Origin of the sequence: Phytoactinopolyspora halophila, from assembly GCF_003287285.1 — a bacterium.
In the GTDB taxonomy this organism is placed as follows: domain Bacteria; phylum Actinomycetota; class Actinomycetes; order Jiangellales; family Jiangellaceae; genus Phytoactinopolyspora_A; species Phytoactinopolyspora_A halophila.
The window spans coordinates 126,334-142,710 of the sequence record NZ_QMIG01000004.1 but is presented as its reverse complement, the minus strand read 5'-3'; the positions used below and the strand labels follow the sequence as shown (position 1 = coordinate 142,710).

Genomic DNA, 16,377 nt, shown 5'->3' with positions numbered 1-16,377 from the left:
TCTCAATTAGGCGCTCTCCAGGGGTATTCAACGTGCATGGCCGGATATCGGCACGACGTGGAGCGGACGGAGAGGTGTAGCGAGGTGGACTGGCGAGGTTGGACCGGCGCCGTGGGGGCTGATGCGGTGAGTCGGTGGCATCGGCTGGTGCGGCCACGGTGAGCTGGCGTGGCCGGGGCGAGCTGGCGGCGTGAGTCGGCCGGGGTGAGCTGGTGTGGGTGGGGTGAGCCGGCCGGGCGAGCTGGCCGGGCGAGTCGGCCGGGGTGAGCTGGCGGCGTGAGTCGGCCGGGGTGAGCCGGTGCGGTGAGGCTGATTCGGATCGTGCCGTCTATGTGCGCGACGGAGTGATGCGGCGCAGCAGCTCTGGACCGTGTTCGTCCAGGTAGCGTCCGCCGATCCGGTTTCCAAGCCGCAGCAGCACCAGCCCGTACGCCGGAGCACCGGCCAATATGAGCCATCCGAGGTCGGGCTGCCACCAGAGCGCGAATCCGAGGCTGAGGTAGATCGGCAGGGACAGGAGCCCGACCACCAGTCCTCCCAGGAACTGCTGCAGCACGACGACCACGTTGCCACCGCTCGGGCTGACGAACGGGTTGGCACCGGCGGGAGCTGCTGGAAAGGCGATGACCACGCTCGTGATCGAGGCAAATGCCAGGCCGACGAACACGGTACCGACGGAGCTGCCAACGGTGGCGGGCAGCAGTACCGGGCGGTCTACCAGCAGGCAGACGAACATCGCACCGATACTGACAACGGGTACGGCCCAGACGGCTGTCCCCAGGGCGCGTCCGGCACGGTCGGTTCGGCCGGGCAACGATGCTGCCAGATGCATCCACAAGGCGGTGCCGTCGTACGCCGTGTGGTTGAGCATCATGAGGCCGAGAAGTGTCCCGATGCCGGGGGCGGCGAGAACGAGCACATCGTCGTGCAAGCCGGCGATCGAGGGCCCGGCGACGAGCGCGACGAGAACGATAGGGATGATCAGCAGGCTGACTCGCTGCCGGGGATCGCGCCACCACAGTCGCAGCACTCGCGCGGCGACCGCTCCGGTGACCGTGCTGGGCAGGAATCTGCGCGCCCACCATGGCGCGAGCGTGTTGGTGCTCGATTCCATGCGCGTGGTGTGAGACGGGCGGGACCGGATGCGATTCCCCGGCATGGCGGCGCCGCGCTCCAGGGAACGGCGCAGCGCATACCCCCAGAGAAGGATCAGCACGGCGATGGTGGCGGCGACGATCGCCAGCCGTGCGAAACCGAGAGCCGGCGCACCGGTGACGACGTCGTAGGGAGCGGCCCACGCGGCGGCGAGCGGGGTCCAGGCGAGGACGCCGGCGAGTTGCTCGGTGAACTCGCGGGTGGCGAGCTGCGCCATGGATGGCAGGCCGAGCTGCAACAAGACGAGCGAGCCGGCAACGAGCAGTCCGGACACCGAGAGCAGATCCCGGATGCGACGGGAACGCAGTACCTCGGACAAGGCGGTCGTGATCATCCGGCTGGCGACGACACACAACATGGTGAGGAGGATGGCGCCGAGGAATGCGACGAGCGCGGCAAGTGCGTGCCTGGACCAGGGGATGACGGTGCTGACCGAGATCACCAGTGTCGCCGCCGCGGGAAGCCCGGCGAATCCGGCCGCGAGCATCCCGACGAGCAGGCGGTTGCGCGGGATGGGCAGGAGCGCGAACTTGTGGGGGTCGATCGACTCGTCCACGCCGAAGATCAGTACCGGAAGCAGGAGCCAACCGACGACGATCAGGCTGCCACCGATGACCAGCACGAGGTAGGTGTCGGAGGGTTGGGCGGTGCGTAGCTGGGCGATGAGGTAGACACCGGTGACGGTGACGCCGAACCCTGCCGCGGCACCGATCAACCCGGCCACCAGACGCGCGTTCGAGACCTTGAAGCCGTTGCCGAGCAGCTGCAACTTCAGCGCGACGACCAGCATGACGAACTGTATCCAGCTGCTGGCGGCATCGACGGGCTCGGTGAGATGGTCCTCGTTGCCCTGCCGGGCGGACGAACGGAGTGTTATGGCCGGGAGGAACGTAGCCATGCCAGCTCTTCTCCAAGCTCTCGATGCCCGCCGACGAGCCGGACGAACCGGTCTTCGAGGGAATCGTCGTGCCGCACCTCGTCGATTGGTCCCGAGGCGAGGACCCGGCCCCGGGCGATGATGGCGACGTGGTCGCACAGCTGCTCCACGAGTGTCATCACGTGGCTGGAGATGACGACGGTGCCGCCGCCGGCGGCGAACGTGCGCAGGATGCTGCGGATGGTTGCGGCCGAGACGGGATCGACCGATTCGAACGGTTCGTCGAGAATCAGGATCCGCGGACCATGGATCAATGCGCACGCGAGACCGATCTTCTTCGTCATCCCCGCGCTGTAGTCGACGACGAGCGTGTCTGCGGCGTCGGAGAGATCGAGCACGTCGAGTAGTTCCCGTGCTCGCTGGCGCGCGAGCTCCCGGTCGAGGTCGTGCAGGCGCCCGATGTACTCGAGCAGTTGTGCCCCGGTCAGGCGGTCGAAGAGCGTGAGGTTGTCCGGCAGGATGCCGAGGAGGCGTTTCGCCGTGATGGGGTCGTCCCAGACGTCGTGGCCCAGGACGCACGCCGTCCCGGCGTCCGGGCGAATCAGGCCGGTGGTCATGGACAGTGTGGTCGTTTTACCGGCACCGTTCGGACCGACCAGGCCGAAGAAGGAGCCCGTCGGCACGTCGAGCTCCAAGCCGTCGACGGCGACGGTCCGGTCGAACCGCTTGACCAGTCTTCGCAAGGCCAGAGCAGGTGGCGTCTCGGGAAGGTCGGGCCCCCCATGTGGGTGGATACGGTGGGCCGCGTCGGTGCTCACGTAGACGAGACTATTAGAGAGTCGGTGACTGGTGAGGCGGCACGCGTGGCGTAACGAGCCCCGGCTTGCGCACGCGCGCGGTCACAGGCTCTAGGCTAGCGGCGTGTCCGATGTGCACCGCTCCAGACCGTCGCCGAGTGCATGGAACGTGGCGAACGCCATCACGGTGCTCCGGTTTCTGCTGGTCCCCCTGTTCGGGTGGCTCCTTCTGCGTGATGGTGGATCCGATGACGCATCGCGGCTCGTGGCGTTCACGGCCTTCGCGGCGGCCATGGTGACCGACCGGGCGGACGGAGAGCTGGCTCGCCGTCGGGGGCTCGTGACCGATTTCGGCAAGATCGCCGATCCGATCGCCGACAAGGCGCTGACCGGAATGGCGTTCGTCGGCCTCTCGGTGATCGGTGACCTGCCGTGGTGGGTGACGGTGGTGGTGCTCGTCCGCGAGTGGGGGATCACGGCGTTGCGGTTCGTCGTGATTCGCCGTGGCGTTCTGCCCGCCGGGCGCGGGGGCAAGGTGAAGACGGCGCTGCAGGCTGTGGCATTGGGCTTGTTCATTCTGCCCCTGCCGGATGCCGTCGATCCCGTTCAGCTCACCGTCATGTCCGTCGCTGTCGCCGTGACGATCGTGACCGGGATCGACTACGTCCTGCAGGCAGTGCGGCTCAGCCGTGATTCTCGTGGAGGAACGGTATGACGGACGCGATCGAGGTCGCCGCGGCCGAGACGATCGCCAGCCTGCGCCGGCACGGCGTGACGGTGGCCACGGCCGAGTCGATGACCGGCGGGCTGGTCAGTGCCGCGCTGACCAGTGTTGCAGGGGCATCGTCGGTTTTCCGTGGTGGAATCGTGGCCTACGCCACATCGTCCAAGGCGCATGTCGTCGGCGTCGATCGCGCGGTGTTGGACAGGCACGGGGCGGTGGCGGTCGAGACCGCGGTGGAGATGGCCGCTGGTTGCCGCCGCGAGCTGGGTGCTGATATCGGGTTGGCGACGACGGGTGTGGCCGGCCCGGATTCGCAGGATGGGCACCCGCCGGGAACCGTGTTCGTGGCGATCGTGGCGGCGCCGGGCGGCGGGGACGCTGCCGGCGGGAATTCGCCGGAAGCGAGCGTGACGTCGTTCACGGGTGCGAGCCGGCTGGAAGGCAGCCGGGGCGAAATTCGTTCTGCGGCGGTTGTGGCGGCATTGTCCGCGTTGCGTGCAGTGGCCGAGGCGTGGCCGGCTGGATCGTGACTTGGCCTGCGCCTTCGCGGTTAGGGCTGGGTGCCGGAATAGTGCAGGTGGTTGAGACGATATACGAGCGTGAACAGGTGGAATCGATCACGGTCGCGACACGTTCACCATCGATCGGTACTCCTCGACGTGGGCTTTCCGGCGTCGGAGGGTACGGTGGTAGTACGCAAGTGTCGAGACCGACCTTGAAAGGGGTGGCCCATGGTTCTCGTCAGGCGCCTCATCGGTGACGTCATCCGACGCCGTCGGGTCTCCCAGGGCCGCACCCTGCGCGAGATCTCAGCGGCCGCACGTGTCAGTCTCGGATACCTCTCGGAAGTGGAGCGGGGACGCAAGGAAGCTTCGTCGGAGTTGCTTGCAGCCATCTGCAGTGCGCTCGACATCCCGTTGTCGGAGTTACTCCGTGATGTGAGCGACGAGATGATGCGCGTCGAGGCCGCGGCGATCGGCGCACTCACCGAACTCCGTCCGCGCGAGGAGCTCGATGAGCGGGACGTCATCACGGTCGGGTGAGCTTGGCGAGGTCTCGCCGGAGGAATTTCTCGACATCCGGTGGTGCTGACTGGGTATGACGAGTGAGCCGGAGCCCCGAAACGGGCATAGCTTCGATCCGGCGGTACGGGCTCTGTCATCCGAGCGTCATCGATCCGTCACCGGCGCCGTTCCCGAAATGTTGCCGCATGCTGCGCAGGTGCGCGACGCGCCAGACTTTCGCGATGCGATGGCTCGATTGGGCAGCGGTGTCGGGATCCTGACCACCTTGGATCCCATCGGCCGGGACTGCGGTCTGACTGTGTCCGCGGTGTCGGCAGTCTCACTCGATCCGCCGCTCGTCCTCGTGTGTGTGAAGAAGGACGGGTTCATCCACGACGCGATCTACGTGGCCGACGGCTGGTCTCTCACCTTCCTCGCGGTGGACCAGCTCGAGGTCGCCCGCTACTGCGCACGGCATCGGCACCCGGGTGCTCGCGACGACTTCAGCGCCTGGACGACGCGCCGCACGGACAACGGCGAGCTCATCTTCACCGGCGGCGTGGCCGCCGTGGAGTGTGCCCCCTACCAGTTCGTCGACGCTGGTGACCACACGATCGCCATCGGAGAGGTGGTGCGCGTCCCGGCAGATATGCGCGGGGAAACACCCTTGCTTCACGTCGATCGCGCCTACGTGACACCTGGCGACATCGTCGACTGACAGCAGGCCATCACGTCGCTACCCGGACGTGCGTCCAGACCCGGGGCGTGTTCATCACATACCCGAGTATCGACTGTCCGCGTATCGACGTGGCTGGACACGTTCGCGCAGGTGGCCACGCCGTGGTGATCGAGGGTCTCCATCAGGAAGCTGATCTGCTGATCCACGTGTGTCATCGTCAAGGGTCCAATAGGTATTAGAGGTGCCAGCAGCCACGCCTGGCGTATCGACGTCTAGCTCCACGGGCGCACTGGAGCGGCCATACCGGAAGACTACGTTAGACAACGCAATATAGACGATTGCGCAGAAAAACGAGTTAATAAATCATTGGTCATATACTTAATGCTTTCTACGGTGTATATATGACCATGTTTATTGCGTACATCTCATTGACCGTCCTGTTGTCGTTCGCGCTGGTGTTCTCCGGGCGGTCGATGCTCGTCAAGGAACCGGACATCACGGAGACCCTGACCAGGCTAGGCGTCCCACATAGCTGGTTCCCGATCTTGGCGATATTGAAGATCGCGGGCGCCCTCGGATTGCTGGCGGGCATCGCTTACCGGCCGCTTGGCATTGCCGCGGGCGTCGGCCTGGTCCTCTTCTTCGTCGGCGCCGTCGTCTCGCACCTGCGCGTCAACGACGTCAAAGGCACACCGGTGCCAACCGTTCTCGTGCTGGCCTCAATGACTCCTGTGGTGCTGGGGCTCGCGACTCTCTGAGCTGTCCCGGCACATGGCCTGAACGGCAGTCCACCACCCCGATACGAGAACGGCTGTACTCATGACTACCGACGTGAAACCACCGACAACGAGGCGGGCCAGCGCCCGTGAGTGGATCGGGCTGGCCGTGCTGGCGCTGCCCACACTGCTCCTCGGACTGGACAACAACGTCCTTTTCCTGGCACTCCCGCACCTGACTGCTGATCTGGCCCCGAGCAGTACCGAGCTGCTGTGGATGACGGATATATACGGCTTCATGATCGCTGGATTCCTCATCACCATGGGGACGCTGGGCGACCGGATCGGCCGGCGTCGCCTGCTCTTTACCGGCGCCGTTGCATTCGGGCTGGCCTCGATTCTGACCGCATACGCGACGAGCCCGGAGATGCTGATTGCCGCCCGGGCGATCCTCGGCATCGCGGGGGCGACGCTGATGCCATCGACTCTGGCGTTGATCAGCAATATGTTTGCCGACGCCAAGCAGCGCGGCACCGCTATTGCGGTGTGGATGAGTGCGTTCCTGGTCGGTGGAGTTGCCGGGCCGATCGTTGGCGGAATCCTCCTCGAGCAGTTCTGGTGGGGCTCGGTGTTCTTGCTGGGTGTGCCCGTGATGGTGCTGCTGCTGGCGGCTGGCCCGGTGTTGTTACCTGAGTTCCGCGACCCGCAGGCCGGGAAACTCGACCTGGTGAGTGTTGGCTTGTCACTCGTGGCAATTCTCCCGGCGATCTATGGCCTCAAGGAGCTGACGGCCGACGGCATCGGGCTGCAACCCGTGCTGGCCATAGCGACGAGCGTGCTGTTCGCTGCCCTTTTCGTCCGCCGGCAGAACATCCTCGCCCAAGCGACGACCGCTCGGAGCCAGCCCCTGGTCGATCTGACCCTTTTCCGTAACCGATCTTTTAGTGCCGCTGTGGGTGTGATCCTGCTGGCCACGCTGATCATGGGAGGTGCTCTCCTGTTCGTCACGCAGTACCTCCAACTGGTCGAAGGGCTGACGCCGCTGCGCGCGGCGCTATGGATGCTGCCACCAATGGCGGGTCTGCTGATCGGAAACATGGTCGCTCCGCAGCTGATGCAACGGATCCGCCCGGGTTCGGTCATCGCGGCCTCGCTATTGGTCGCCGCCGCCGGGTTCCTGATCCTCACTCAGCTGCCGAGTCAGGGTGGGCTGACCGTACTGGTCACCGGGTACACCGTGGCAAGCCTTGGACTTGGACCACTGGCGATGCTTGGCACCTACCTCGTCGTCGGGTCTGCCCCTCCAGAGCGGGCAGGATCAGCATCGTCGATGTCGGAGACCAGCGGCGAGCTCGGTATCGCCATGGGTGTCGCCGTGCTCGGCAGCGTAGGTACTGCCGTGTATCGGGGGCAGAGCACCGACGGTGTGACCGCTGATGTTCCAGCCGACGCTCTCGAAGCCGCCCGTGACACTCTCGCCAGTGCCGTTGCGGCGGCCGACCACCTGCCGGATGTCCTGGCAACCGACGTGCTGGAGTCTGCCCGTGAGGCCTTCACAAACGGCCTGAACGTCATCGCCGGGGTAGGTGCGGCTGCCGCGCTCGCGTTCGCTGTCGTCGCACTCTCGGTGCTGCGACAGGTTCCACCCAGCGGGAAACCAACCACATCAGACACATCCGAAACCAACGAAGGAGCCAACCTTGCCTGACTATGGACACGACCTGCTATTCGGTGCAGGCATCGATTCGTACAGTCACCAATCATCAACTGTGGTGCGGCTCGCCGAGCTCGCCGATCAAACTGGTGTCGATCTGGCTGCCATTTCCGATCACCCCTACCACCCCGCGTTCCTCGACACCTGGACACTGCTCAGCTACCTCGCCGGCCGCACCACACAGATCCGGCTGGCGGCCAGCGTCCACCCCATTCCGTTACGGCAACCTGCCATCCTGGCGCGAAGCGCAGCAAGCCTGGACATCCTCAGCGGAGGCCGGTTCGAACTCGGCCTCGGTGCGGGCGCGATATGGGACGGGATCGAGGCGATGGGCGGCCCGCGCCGCTCACCCGGCGAGGCGGTCGATGCCCTGGAGGAGGCGATCGAGGTTATCCGAGGGATCTGGGATGTCGACACCTCTGGCGGTGTGCACGTCGATGGGAACCACTACCAGGTTCGCGGCGCGCGGCCAGGTCCCCGTCCCAGCCACAACATCGGCATCTGGACCGGGGCATACAAGCCGCGGATGCTCCGCCTAACTGGACGCATGGCCGACGGTTGGTGGCCGTCCCTGCCCGCACTGGAGGAACACGGACCGATCACGCTCGCCGAGGGCAACGCGACCATCGACGAGGCCGCCATCCACGCCGGTCGCTCGCCGCAGGACGTCCGGCGTCTGCTCAACCTGGGCGAACTCCTACCAGTCGAACAGATCGCCGAGCTCGCCCTCCAAGACGGCATCAGCGTCTTCACCGTCGATGCACGCGATCCGCGTGCAATCCACCAGCTTGCGAAGGAGATCTCTCCGGCCGTAAAGGAACTGGTCGCCAAGGAGCGCGCAGGCCGCTAGGTGATCGTCAGCCCACGCTCCACGAGAGGTCGTTCCGGACGTACTGGTTCCGGATCGGCGCGAGTTCCGAGAAGGTGACCACGTTTCAACTGCGCAGGCGGAGGCCGCGCGGGGTGGCGTAGAAACCGGCCGTGGTGAGGGCCTCGCCCAGCGGTGTCGAGGTGATCTGCTCACCATCCGCCCGTTCCACGCGCAAGCCGCCGAGGCCGCCGCGGCGCACGGCGTCGGCAAGCGCGCGAGCGGCCCGGCCGAGCGCGTCGGGATCATCCGTCCAGGACAGGAGGGTCCGGCCGCCGCGTTCGACATAGAGCGCCAGCTCGCCGTCGACGAGCACAACCAATGCCCCGGCCTTGCGCCCGGGGCGGTGCCCGCTGTCGGCCGTATCCGGGCGGTCCGGCCACGGCAGAGCAGCGCCGTACGGGTTGGCCGGGTCGGTCGCAGCGAGCACAACGGCAGCCGACGACGACCCGGTACGGGCGTGCTTGGCCGAGCCCGCAAACGCCCGCAGCCGGTCGACGGCGCCGACGGTGGCGAACTGGGCGGCTCCGAGTCCAGTGACGAAATACCCGCGCCGGGCCCGGCCCGACTCCTCGAACGCCGCGAGCACCTTGTATGTCGCGGCGAAGCCACCGGGCAGCCGCTCGGAGACCACGGCGCCGCGCGTCACTACGCCGTGCCGGTCCAACAACGCTTCCGCGGCCGCGTGCGCCCGGCGCGTGGGATCGAGATCACGTTCGGGCAGCAGCGACCAGCGCCCGGCAGCGGTCGGCGGCCCGGAACGGGCGGGCGTAGCCGGACGCCGGGTCCGCCGGTAGCGCGACCGGGACGGCGCCGCCTGCTGGCGGTGGCTCCTGCTGCGGACCCCGGACGGCCCGGAGAGCGACGTGCGCAGCGGGGCGAGCGTGTCGTTGGTGACCAGCCCGGCCCACACCAGGTCCCACAGCGCATCCACCACATCTTGGTCGGTCAGCGAGCTGGGTCTGGTCACCGCGTCGGCGACGTCGGCGAGCGACTCCGGGCCCTCGCCGGGTGCGTGCTGGCCGCCGGCCGTGCCTGGACCACCACGTCCGGTGCTCACCACGACGGCGTCCGCCAGCTGGCGGAAGAAGAAGCCACCACCGTGCTGGAGCGCATCGAAGAGCGCCCGGTGCACCGGCTCGTCGGGCACGTCGTCGGGATCGGGCAGCGTCAACGGAGCGGTGTCGGCCAGGTGCAGCGACACCCACCCGTCGCCGCCCTGGATGCCGCCCCGGCCGGACCAGATGACCTCGCCGGTCGTGGTGAGCTCGTCCAGCCAGGCCGGGCTGTACTCGGGTAGCCGCGCAGGCAGCACCAGCCGTTCGAGCGCGCTGGCCGGAACCGCGACGCCGTCCAGCTGCTCGACCACCTGCAGCACGCCTTCCGGGCCTCGCAGGTCGGAGCCCACCGACTGCCAGGCTGGCAAAAATCTGGCCAGTGCAGCCGGCTCGACCGGCTCCGCCTCCTGCCGGAGCGCCGCCAGCGAGCGGCGTCGCAGCAATCGTAGGACGTCGGCATCGCACCAGTCGGTGCCGGACTCGCCGGGCCGCAGCTGCCCCTCGACGAGCCGGCCGTCGACGACGAGTTGCCGCAGTGCACCATGCACGATGGCGCGGCCCAGGCCGAAGCGCCGCGCCACGGTGTCGGCGTGGAACGGGCCGTGCGTGCGCGCGTAGCGGGCGACGAGGTCACCGAGGGGATCGGGTACCGGCTCCAAGAAGTCGGGATGGACGCCCTCCGGCACCGGTACGCCGAGGGCGTCGCGCAGCCGGGGGACGTCCTCCATCACTGCCCAGCGCTCTTCGCCAGCGATCGGAGCCGCCACCACCCGCCGCTGGGCGGCGAGCTCGCGCAGGTGTGCGCCGGCGTCATCGGGCTCCTGGCACCGATCCGCGACCTCATCCGCGGACAGCGGCCCCAGCAGCCGGAGCAGGTCGGCGACGGCCTCGGCGTCGCCGGCCTTGCGTTCGTCCACCAGCCACTGCAACTCGGCCTCGGTGCGCTCGATGACGCCGAGATCCAGCAGTTCGCGCAGCTCGGCGTGGCCGAGCAACTCGGCCAGCAACGCGGAGTCCAGGGTCAGCGCCTGCGCGCGCCGCTCCGCCAGTGGCGAGTCGTTCTCATACATGAAGGCGCCGACGTATCCGAACAGCAGCGAACGGGCGAAGGGTGACGCCTGCGGCGTTTCCACCTCCACGACGCGGATCTCACCGCTGGCGACGTCTCGCATCAGCTGGACGAGTCCGGGCAGGTCGTAGACGTCCTGCAAGCACTCGCGCATCGTCTCCAGCAGCATCGGGAACGAGCCGTACTTCGCGGCGACCGTGAGCAGCTGCGCCGAGCGCTGCCGCTGCTGCCACAACGGAGATCGGCGACCGGGCTGGCGGCGCGGGAGCAGCAGCGCCCGGGCCGCCGACTCCCGGAACCGGGCCGCGAACAGCGCCGACGCACCGACCTCGGCGGTCACCAGATCTTCCACGTCGTCCGGATCCAGGACCACGAGGTCCACGTCGGGCGCACCGGCTTCCGGATCGGCGTCCACGCTGTCGAACGTGTCCGGGATGCGCAACACGATGCCGTCGTCGGCGTAAACCGCCTGGACGTCGACGCCGTAGCGCTCGCGCAGCCGGGCATCGAGTGCCAGCGCCCAGGGTGCGTGGACCTGGCCGCCATACGGGGAATGGACGACGAGTCGCCAGTCGCCGAGCTCGTCGCGGAACCGCTCCACCACGATGGTGCGATCGTCGGGTACGTGTCCGGTGGCGGCGCGCTGATCACGCAGGTATGCGAGCAGGTTGTCAGTGGCCCAGGCGTCCAGTCCGGCCCGTTCGGCGCGTACCCGGGCGTCCGGCTCCGCGGCCTGGGACACCTCCCGGACGAATGCCCCGACGGCCGTGCCCAGCTCGGCAGGCCGGCCGATGGTGTCGCCCTTCCAGAACGGCAACCGGCCGGGCCGGCCCGGCGCGGGAGAGACCACCACGCGATCGTGCGTGATCTCCTCGATCCGCCAGCTGGTGGCGCCGAGCGAGAACACGTCGCCGACGCGCGACTCGTACACCATCTCCTCGTCGAGCTCGCCGACCCGGGCGTTGCCTCGCCTGGTGTCGGCTCCGGCCAGGAACACGCCGTAGAGGCCGCGATCGGGGATGGTGCCCCCGCTGGTGACGGCGAGCTGCTGGCTGCCGGGCCGGCCGCTCAGCGTACCGGCGTCGCGGTCCCAGACCAGCCGCGGGCGCAGCTCGGCGAACTCGTCCGACGGGTAGCGTCCGGCGAGCATGTCCAGAACCGCCCGGTACGACGATTCGGGCAGCTCGTGGAACGGGTGAGCCTGGCGGATCAGCTCCAGCAACTCGTCCACGCGCCAGTCGTCCATGGCGACCATCGCGACGATCTGCTGGGCGAGAACGTCGAGCGGGTTGTGCGGGATCCGGAGCTCCTCGATCTGGCCCGCCCGCATCCGCTCGCAGACCACGGCGGTCTGCACCAGGTCACCGCGATACTTGGGGAAGAGCACGCCCCGCGAGATGGCACCGACCTGGTGCCCGGACCTCCCGACGCGTTGCACGCCGCTGGCCACCGACGGCGGCGCCTCGACCTGGACCACCAGATCCACCGCGCCCATGTCGATCCCCAGCTCCAGGCTGCTGGTGGCCACCACGGCCGGTAGCCGCCCGGACTTGAGATCGTCCTCGATGAGCGCGCGCTGTTCCTTGCTCACCGACCCGTGATGGGCCCGGGCGAGTGTCTTCGAAGCTCCGTGCGCCGTGCCGGCCTGCGCTACGATATCCGCCGGCGACCGGTCGGCCTGCGGCGTGTCCTCGGCGATCTCGTTCAGCCGGCTGGTCAGCCGCTCCGCCAGCCGGCGCGAGTTGGCGAACACCAGCGTGGACGTGTGTTCCTGGATGAGACTCGCGACCCGTTGCTCGACGTGTGGCCAGATGGAGCCGCCGGGTGTGTCGTCGTCCCGGCCCACGGCGTCGAGCTCGGACAGGTCGGGCACCGGGACCACCACCCGCAGGTCCCACTCCTTGCCGGTATCCGGTGCCACGACGTCGACGGGATGCGATCCGCCGAGGAACCGGGCTACGTCTTCGACTGGCCGCACGGTGGCGGAGAGCCCGATCCGCTGCGCGGGCCGGTCGAGCAGTGCGTCCAGGCGTTCGAGCGACAGCGCCTGATGGGCGCCGCGCTTGGTGCCGGCGACGGAATGGACCTCGTCGACGATCACGGTCCGCACGCCGCGCAACGCGTCGCGTGCCTGGGATGTGAGCATCAGGAAGAGCGACTCCGGCGTGGTGATCAGGATGTCCGCTGGCCGCCGGGCGAAGCGGCGCCGTTCCTCGGCTGGCGTGTCCCCGGTGCGCACGGCCGTGGTGATGGTGGGCGCGGCCAGCCCCAGCTCCTCGCTCATCCTGGCGATGCCCTCCATGGGTGCACGCAGGTTGCGGTCGATGTCGACGGTGAGCGCCTTGAGTGGGGATACGTAGACCACCTGGCAGCCGCGCGTCGGGTCGGCTGGCGCCGGATCGGTGGCGATCCGGTCGAGTGCCCAGAGAAAGGCCGCGAGCGTCTTGCCGGACCCGGTGGGCGCCACGACCAGCGCATTCCGCCCGGCAGCGACGGTCTGCCAGGTGCCCTCCTGTGCGGGCGTGGGCGTTCCGAACGAGCCCGCGAACCAGGCTCGGGTGGCCGGACCGAACATCTCCAGGACGTTGTCCATACATCTATCGTGCCGTGCGGCACCGACACCCGCGTAGCTTCTCATGGTGTCGCGTCGAAACCCGCGTAGCTTCGTTGCGGTGCCACTTGCACCATCGCGTCCCGCCTTGGAGATACTTGCCGCGTGCGGTTGACCGAATTCTGGGAACGGATGGAACTCCACCTCGGACCTACCTATGCCGATTCCTGGGCACGTGACTACATACTCGATTCGTTGGGCGGGCGGACGGTGTACCAGGCGCTGGAGGCAGGTATAGAGACCAAGGAGATCTGGCGCGCGGTCTGCGAGGCGTTGCGCCTGCCCCCGAGCGAGCGGTGACTCGCCCCACCGCTTCCCCCTTCCGCTGATCATGAACACTAGGCGAGTACATAGGTCGACTAGTGTTCATGATCAGCGGAAGGGGGAAGCTCTGAGCGAAACTCCGGTGAGTTTGTCGGCTACGACGGGTAACGTCCTGGTACGTGGTAGCTCAACCGGATGATCCGCCGCTGATCGCGGCGAGGGGCCTGACGAAGCACTTTGGGGACTTCACCGCCGTCGATGGCATCGATGTCGAAGTGCGCAGGGGAGAGGCATTCGGTTTCCTGGGCCCGAACGGCGCCGGGAAGTCGTCGACGATGCGCATGATCGGCTGCGTGTCACCGCCGAGCGGCGGCACCCTGCGAGTCCTCGGGATGGATCCCATCACCCACGGCTCGCAGATCCGCGGACGGCTCGGCGTCGTGCCCCAGCGTGACACGCTCGACGAGGAGCTGACGGTACGCGAGAACATTCTGGTCTACGGGCGCTACTTCGGGCTGCCGCGCTCGGTCATTCGGGAGCGAGCTACCGAACTGCTCGAGTTCGCCCAGCTCAGCGAGCGCGCAGACGAGCTGGTCGAGCCCCTGTCCGGCGGGATGAAACGGCGGCTGACCATCGCGCGTTCGCTGGTCAACGAGCCCGAGCTGCTCATGCTGGATGAACCCACCACCGGGCTCGATCCCCAGGCCCGGCATGCGTTGTGGGACCGGCTGTTCCGGCTCAAACGTTCCGGAGTCACGCTCGTGTTGACCACGCACTACATGGACGAGGCGGAGCAGCTGTGTGATCGGCTCGTGGTGATGGACGGCGGCAGGATCGTGGCCGAAGGATCACCACGGCAGCTCATTTCGGAGCATTCCACCCGAGAAGTGCTCGAGTTGCGGCTCGCCACAGATGATCACGAACTGTACGAGGCCAAGGTCAGCGACCTGGCCACACGGGTCGAGGTCTTGCCGGACCGGCTGCTGCTCTACACCGACGACGGCGACGCTGCGGCCAAGATCGTGCACGAGCGTGGCCTGGCACCACTGTCCACCCTCGTGCGCCGTGCCACGCTCGAGGACGTCTTCCTCCACCTGACCGGCCGGACGTTGATCGATTGATGGCTGTCACCGACGCGAGATCCCCCGAACCTCACGAACCCGTTCCAGATCAGCCGCGTGAGGGCCGCATGTGGAATCGGGCACTCGCGCACTGGCTGGCGCACTATCGCCGGGTGTGGCGTGGAACGATCATCAGCGGCATTCTCCAGCCGTTGTTCTTCCTCTTGGCCATGGGGATGGGATTGGGCACGCTCGTTGACGCCGGTACGAGTGGCGGCATCGAGGGGGTCGACTACCTGTTGTTCCTCGCCCCGGGCATTCTGGCTGCCCAGGCGATGCAGACAGCGGTCTTCGAGTCCACGTTCCCGGTCTTGGGTGCCATCAAGTGGCAGCGGCAATACCATGCCATGCTGGCGGCACCCCTGGGCATTCCGGATATCGTCCTCGGCCACCTGGTCTTCGTGATGATGCGCGTGGCGATGACCAGTACCATCTTCGTGACGATCGCGACGCTCTTCGGGGCGATCACGTCATGGTGGGTACTGCTGGCGCTGCCGGTGGCCGTGTTGACCGGTCTGGCTTTCGCGGCACCGGTCGTAGCCTTTGCGGCGCGCCAGCGCAACGAGTCCGGCTTCAACATGCTGTTTCGCTTCATCGTGCTGCCAATGTTCCTGTTCTCCGGCACGTTCTTCCCTGTCGAACAGCTGCCTACGGCGCTCGAATTGATCGCGCGGATCACGCCGCTGTGGCACGCCGTCGAGCTGTGCCGCGGGCTGGCGCTGGAGACGATGACCCTCGCGGGTGCCGCGGCACATGTCGCCTACCTCGTGGTCTTGGCCGGGATCGGAATCCAGCTGGCGCTGATGAGCGTGCGAAAGAGGTTGATACTGTGAGCGCGCTTGAGCGATCGCCGCGAGGTGGTGCCGTCCAGCGGCTGGGGCGGATGGTGCCGTTCCCCGCGGGAGCCAGCATGGCGCGTGCGCTCGTCGAACGTAACATTCGTGCCTATCGGAGCCGCTGGATCACGCTGGTCAGCGGCTTGTTCGAGCCCGTCTTCTACTTGTTCTCGCTGGGCGTGGGTCTGGGCGCACTGATCGGCCAGGTCGATGCCGGTGGCGGCCGGATGATCGAATATGCGGCGTACGTCGCACCGGCACTGATGGCGGCGGCAGCGATGAACGGGGCGATCTTCGACGCGACGTTCAACGTCTTCTTCAAGTTGAAGTACACCAAGCTCTACGAGTCCGTGCTGGCCACGCCCCTCGGCCCGCGTGATGTCGCGGTGGGCGAGATCGCATGGGCATTGCTGCGGGGCTCGCTCTACTCCACGACATTCCTCCTGGTTGTCGCGGTCAGCGGCATGGCACGGTCCTGGTGGGCCGTGCTCGCGATTCCCACGGCGACACTCATCGGGTTCGCGTTCGCCTCCGCCGGGATGGCGCTGACCACGTTCATGCGCAGCTGGCAGGACTTCGAGTACGTCAACATCTCGATCCTGCCGATGTTTCTCTTCTCGGCGACGTTCTTCCCCCTGAGCACCTACCCCGAGGCACTCCAGTGGGTGGTCCAGGCCACGCCGCTCTACCATGGCGCGTCGCTGGTTCGTAGCCTGATGCTGGGAGATGTCGGCGTGGGGCTCGTGGTGCACGTTCTGTATCTCGTCATGATGGGGCTCGTCGGGATCACGTTCGCCGCCCGGAGGGTGGAGCGGCTCCTGCTGACCTGAGGTGCCGCGTTCCATCGAGAGATCGACAACGTGCGAGGAGAGACCGATCGTGCA

13 protein-coding genes and 1 pseudogene are annotated in these 16,377 nt (G+C 67.4%); 11 read left to right on the top strand and 3 right to left on the bottom strand.

What is annotated here, in order from left to right:
• Nucleotides 1-328 precede the first annotated feature (328 nt).
• Nucleotides 329-2,053, bottom strand: coding sequence for a hypothetical protein (locus DPM12_RS07200; protein ID WP_112257615.1), 1,725 nt, complete (start codon nucleotides 2,051-2,053; stop codon nucleotides 329-331).
• The gene (locus DPM12_RS07195) at nucleotides 2,029-2,826 is read right to left on the bottom strand and encodes an ABC transporter ATP-binding protein (protein WP_112257728.1); all 798 of its coding nucleotides are present in this window, start codon (nucleotides 2,824-2,826) and stop codon (nucleotides 2,029-2,031) included. The genes DPM12_RS07200 and DPM12_RS07195 overlap by 25 nt, the downstream gene beginning before the upstream one ends.
• A 127-nt stretch (nucleotides 2,827-2,953) precedes the next feature.
• Between DPM12_RS07195 and pgsA the strand changes: the two genes are divergently transcribed.
• From pgsA to DPM12_RS07160, 7 genes and pseudogenes are all read left to right on the top strand, one after another.
• Complete coding sequence (pgsA, locus tag DPM12_RS07190; RefSeq protein WP_211658582.1) at nucleotides 2,954-3,544, top strand: CDP-diacylglycerol--glycerol-3-phosphate 3-phosphatidyltransferase; 591 nt, start codon at nucleotides 2,954-2,956, stop codon at nucleotides 3,542-3,544.
• Nucleotides 3,541-4,083, top strand: coding sequence for a CinA family protein (locus DPM12_RS07185; protein ID WP_112257614.1), 543 nt, complete (start codon nucleotides 3,541-3,543; stop codon nucleotides 4,081-4,083). Before pgsA ends, DPM12_RS07185 begins: the two co-directional genes overlap by 4 nt.
• 201 nt (nucleotides 4,084-4,284) lie before the next feature.
• Nucleotides 4,285-4,554, top strand: a pseudogene (locus tag DPM12_RS24085) (helix-turn-helix domain-containing protein); the annotation flags it as partial.
• 220 nt (nucleotides 4,555-4,774) lie between these two features.
• On the top strand, nucleotides 4,775-5,275 hold the full coding sequence (locus DPM12_RS07175; protein WP_158542803.1) for a flavin reductase family protein: 501 nt from the start codon (nucleotides 4,775-4,777) through the stop codon (nucleotides 5,273-5,275).
• A 362-nt stretch (nucleotides 5,276-5,637) separates the two neighbouring features.
• Nucleotides 5,638-5,994 carry a DoxX family protein gene (locus DPM12_RS07170; protein WP_112257611.1) on the top strand — a complete coding sequence of 119 codons (357 nt, stop codon included), beginning with the start codon at nucleotides 5,638-5,640 and terminating at the stop codon, nucleotides 5,992-5,994.
• Nucleotides 5,995-6,055: 61 nt separating this feature from the next.
• Nucleotides 6,056-7,660, top strand: coding sequence for an MFS transporter (locus tag DPM12_RS07165; RefSeq protein WP_112257610.1), 1,605 nt, complete (start codon nucleotides 6,056-6,058; stop codon nucleotides 7,658-7,660).
• A complete protein-coding gene (locus tag DPM12_RS07160) occupies nucleotides 7,653-8,516 on the top strand; it encodes an LLM class flavin-dependent oxidoreductase (RefSeq protein WP_112257609.1) in 864 nt (287 codons plus the stop codon). Before DPM12_RS07165 ends, DPM12_RS07160 begins: the two co-directional genes overlap by 8 nt.
• An 85-nt stretch (nucleotides 8,517-8,601) precedes the next feature.
• Here the strand turns inward: DPM12_RS07160 and DPM12_RS07155 are convergent, their stop codons facing one another.
• Entirely contained in the window at nucleotides 8,602-13,254 is a 4,653-nt protein-coding gene (locus DPM12_RS07155; protein WP_211658580.1) for an ATP-dependent helicase, read from the bottom strand.
• A gap of 123 nt (nucleotides 13,255-13,377) precedes the next feature.
• On the opposite strand from DPM12_RS07155, the gene DPM12_RS07150 reads away from it, so the two are divergent.
• The 4 genes from DPM12_RS07150 (at nucleotide 13,378) to DPM12_RS07135 (ending at nucleotide 16,323) form a co-directional block, all read left to right on the top strand.
• Nucleotides 13,378-13,572 carry a DUF3046 domain-containing protein gene (locus tag DPM12_RS07150; RefSeq protein WP_112257607.1) on the top strand — a complete coding sequence of 65 codons (195 nt, stop codon included), beginning with the start codon at nucleotides 13,378-13,380 and terminating at the stop codon, nucleotides 13,570-13,572.
• A gap of 143 nt (nucleotides 13,573-13,715) precedes the next feature.
• On the top strand, nucleotides 13,716-14,657 hold the full coding sequence (locus tag DPM12_RS07145) for an ABC transporter ATP-binding protein (protein WP_112257606.1): 942 nt from the start codon (nucleotides 13,716-13,718) through the stop codon (nucleotides 14,655-14,657).
• On the top strand, nucleotides 14,657-15,490 hold the full coding sequence (locus tag DPM12_RS07140; RefSeq protein WP_211658578.1) for an ABC transporter permease: 834 nt from the start codon (nucleotides 14,657-14,659) through the stop codon (nucleotides 15,488-15,490). The genes DPM12_RS07145 and DPM12_RS07140 overlap by 1 nt, the downstream gene beginning before the upstream one ends.
• Nucleotides 15,487-16,323, top strand: a complete 837-nt coding sequence (locus DPM12_RS07135; RefSeq protein WP_211658576.1) for an ABC transporter permease — start codon at nucleotides 15,487-15,489, stop codon at nucleotides 16,321-16,323. Before DPM12_RS07140 ends, DPM12_RS07135 begins: the two co-directional genes overlap by 4 nt.
• Nucleotides 16,324-16,377 lie beyond the last annotated feature (54 nt).

Bases quoted from the DNA above. Each gene is read 5' to 3' on its own strand.
- DPM12_RS07200 (WP_112257615.1), bottom strand. From the start codon at position 2,053: ATGGCTACGTTCCTCCCGGCCATAACACTCCGTTCGTCCGCCCGGCAG.
- DPM12_RS07185 (WP_112257614.1), top strand. From the start codon at position 3,541: ATGACGGACGCGATCGAGGTCGCCGCGGCCGAGACGATCGCCAGCCTG.
- DPM12_RS07170 (WP_112257611.1), top strand. From the start codon at position 5,638: ATGACCATGTTTATTGCGTACATCTCATTGACCGTCCTGTTGTCGTTC.
- DPM12_RS07165 (WP_112257610.1), top strand. From the start codon at position 6,056: ATGACTACCGACGTGAAACCACCGACAACGAGGCGGGCCAGCGCCCGT.
- DPM12_RS07155 (WP_211658580.1), bottom strand. From the start codon at position 13,254: ATGGACAACGTCCTGGAGATGTTCGGTCCGGCCACCCGAGCCTGGTTC.
- DPM12_RS07140 (WP_211658578.1), top strand. From the start codon at position 14,657: ATGGCTGTCACCGACGCGAGATCCCCCGAACCTCACGAACCCGTTCCA.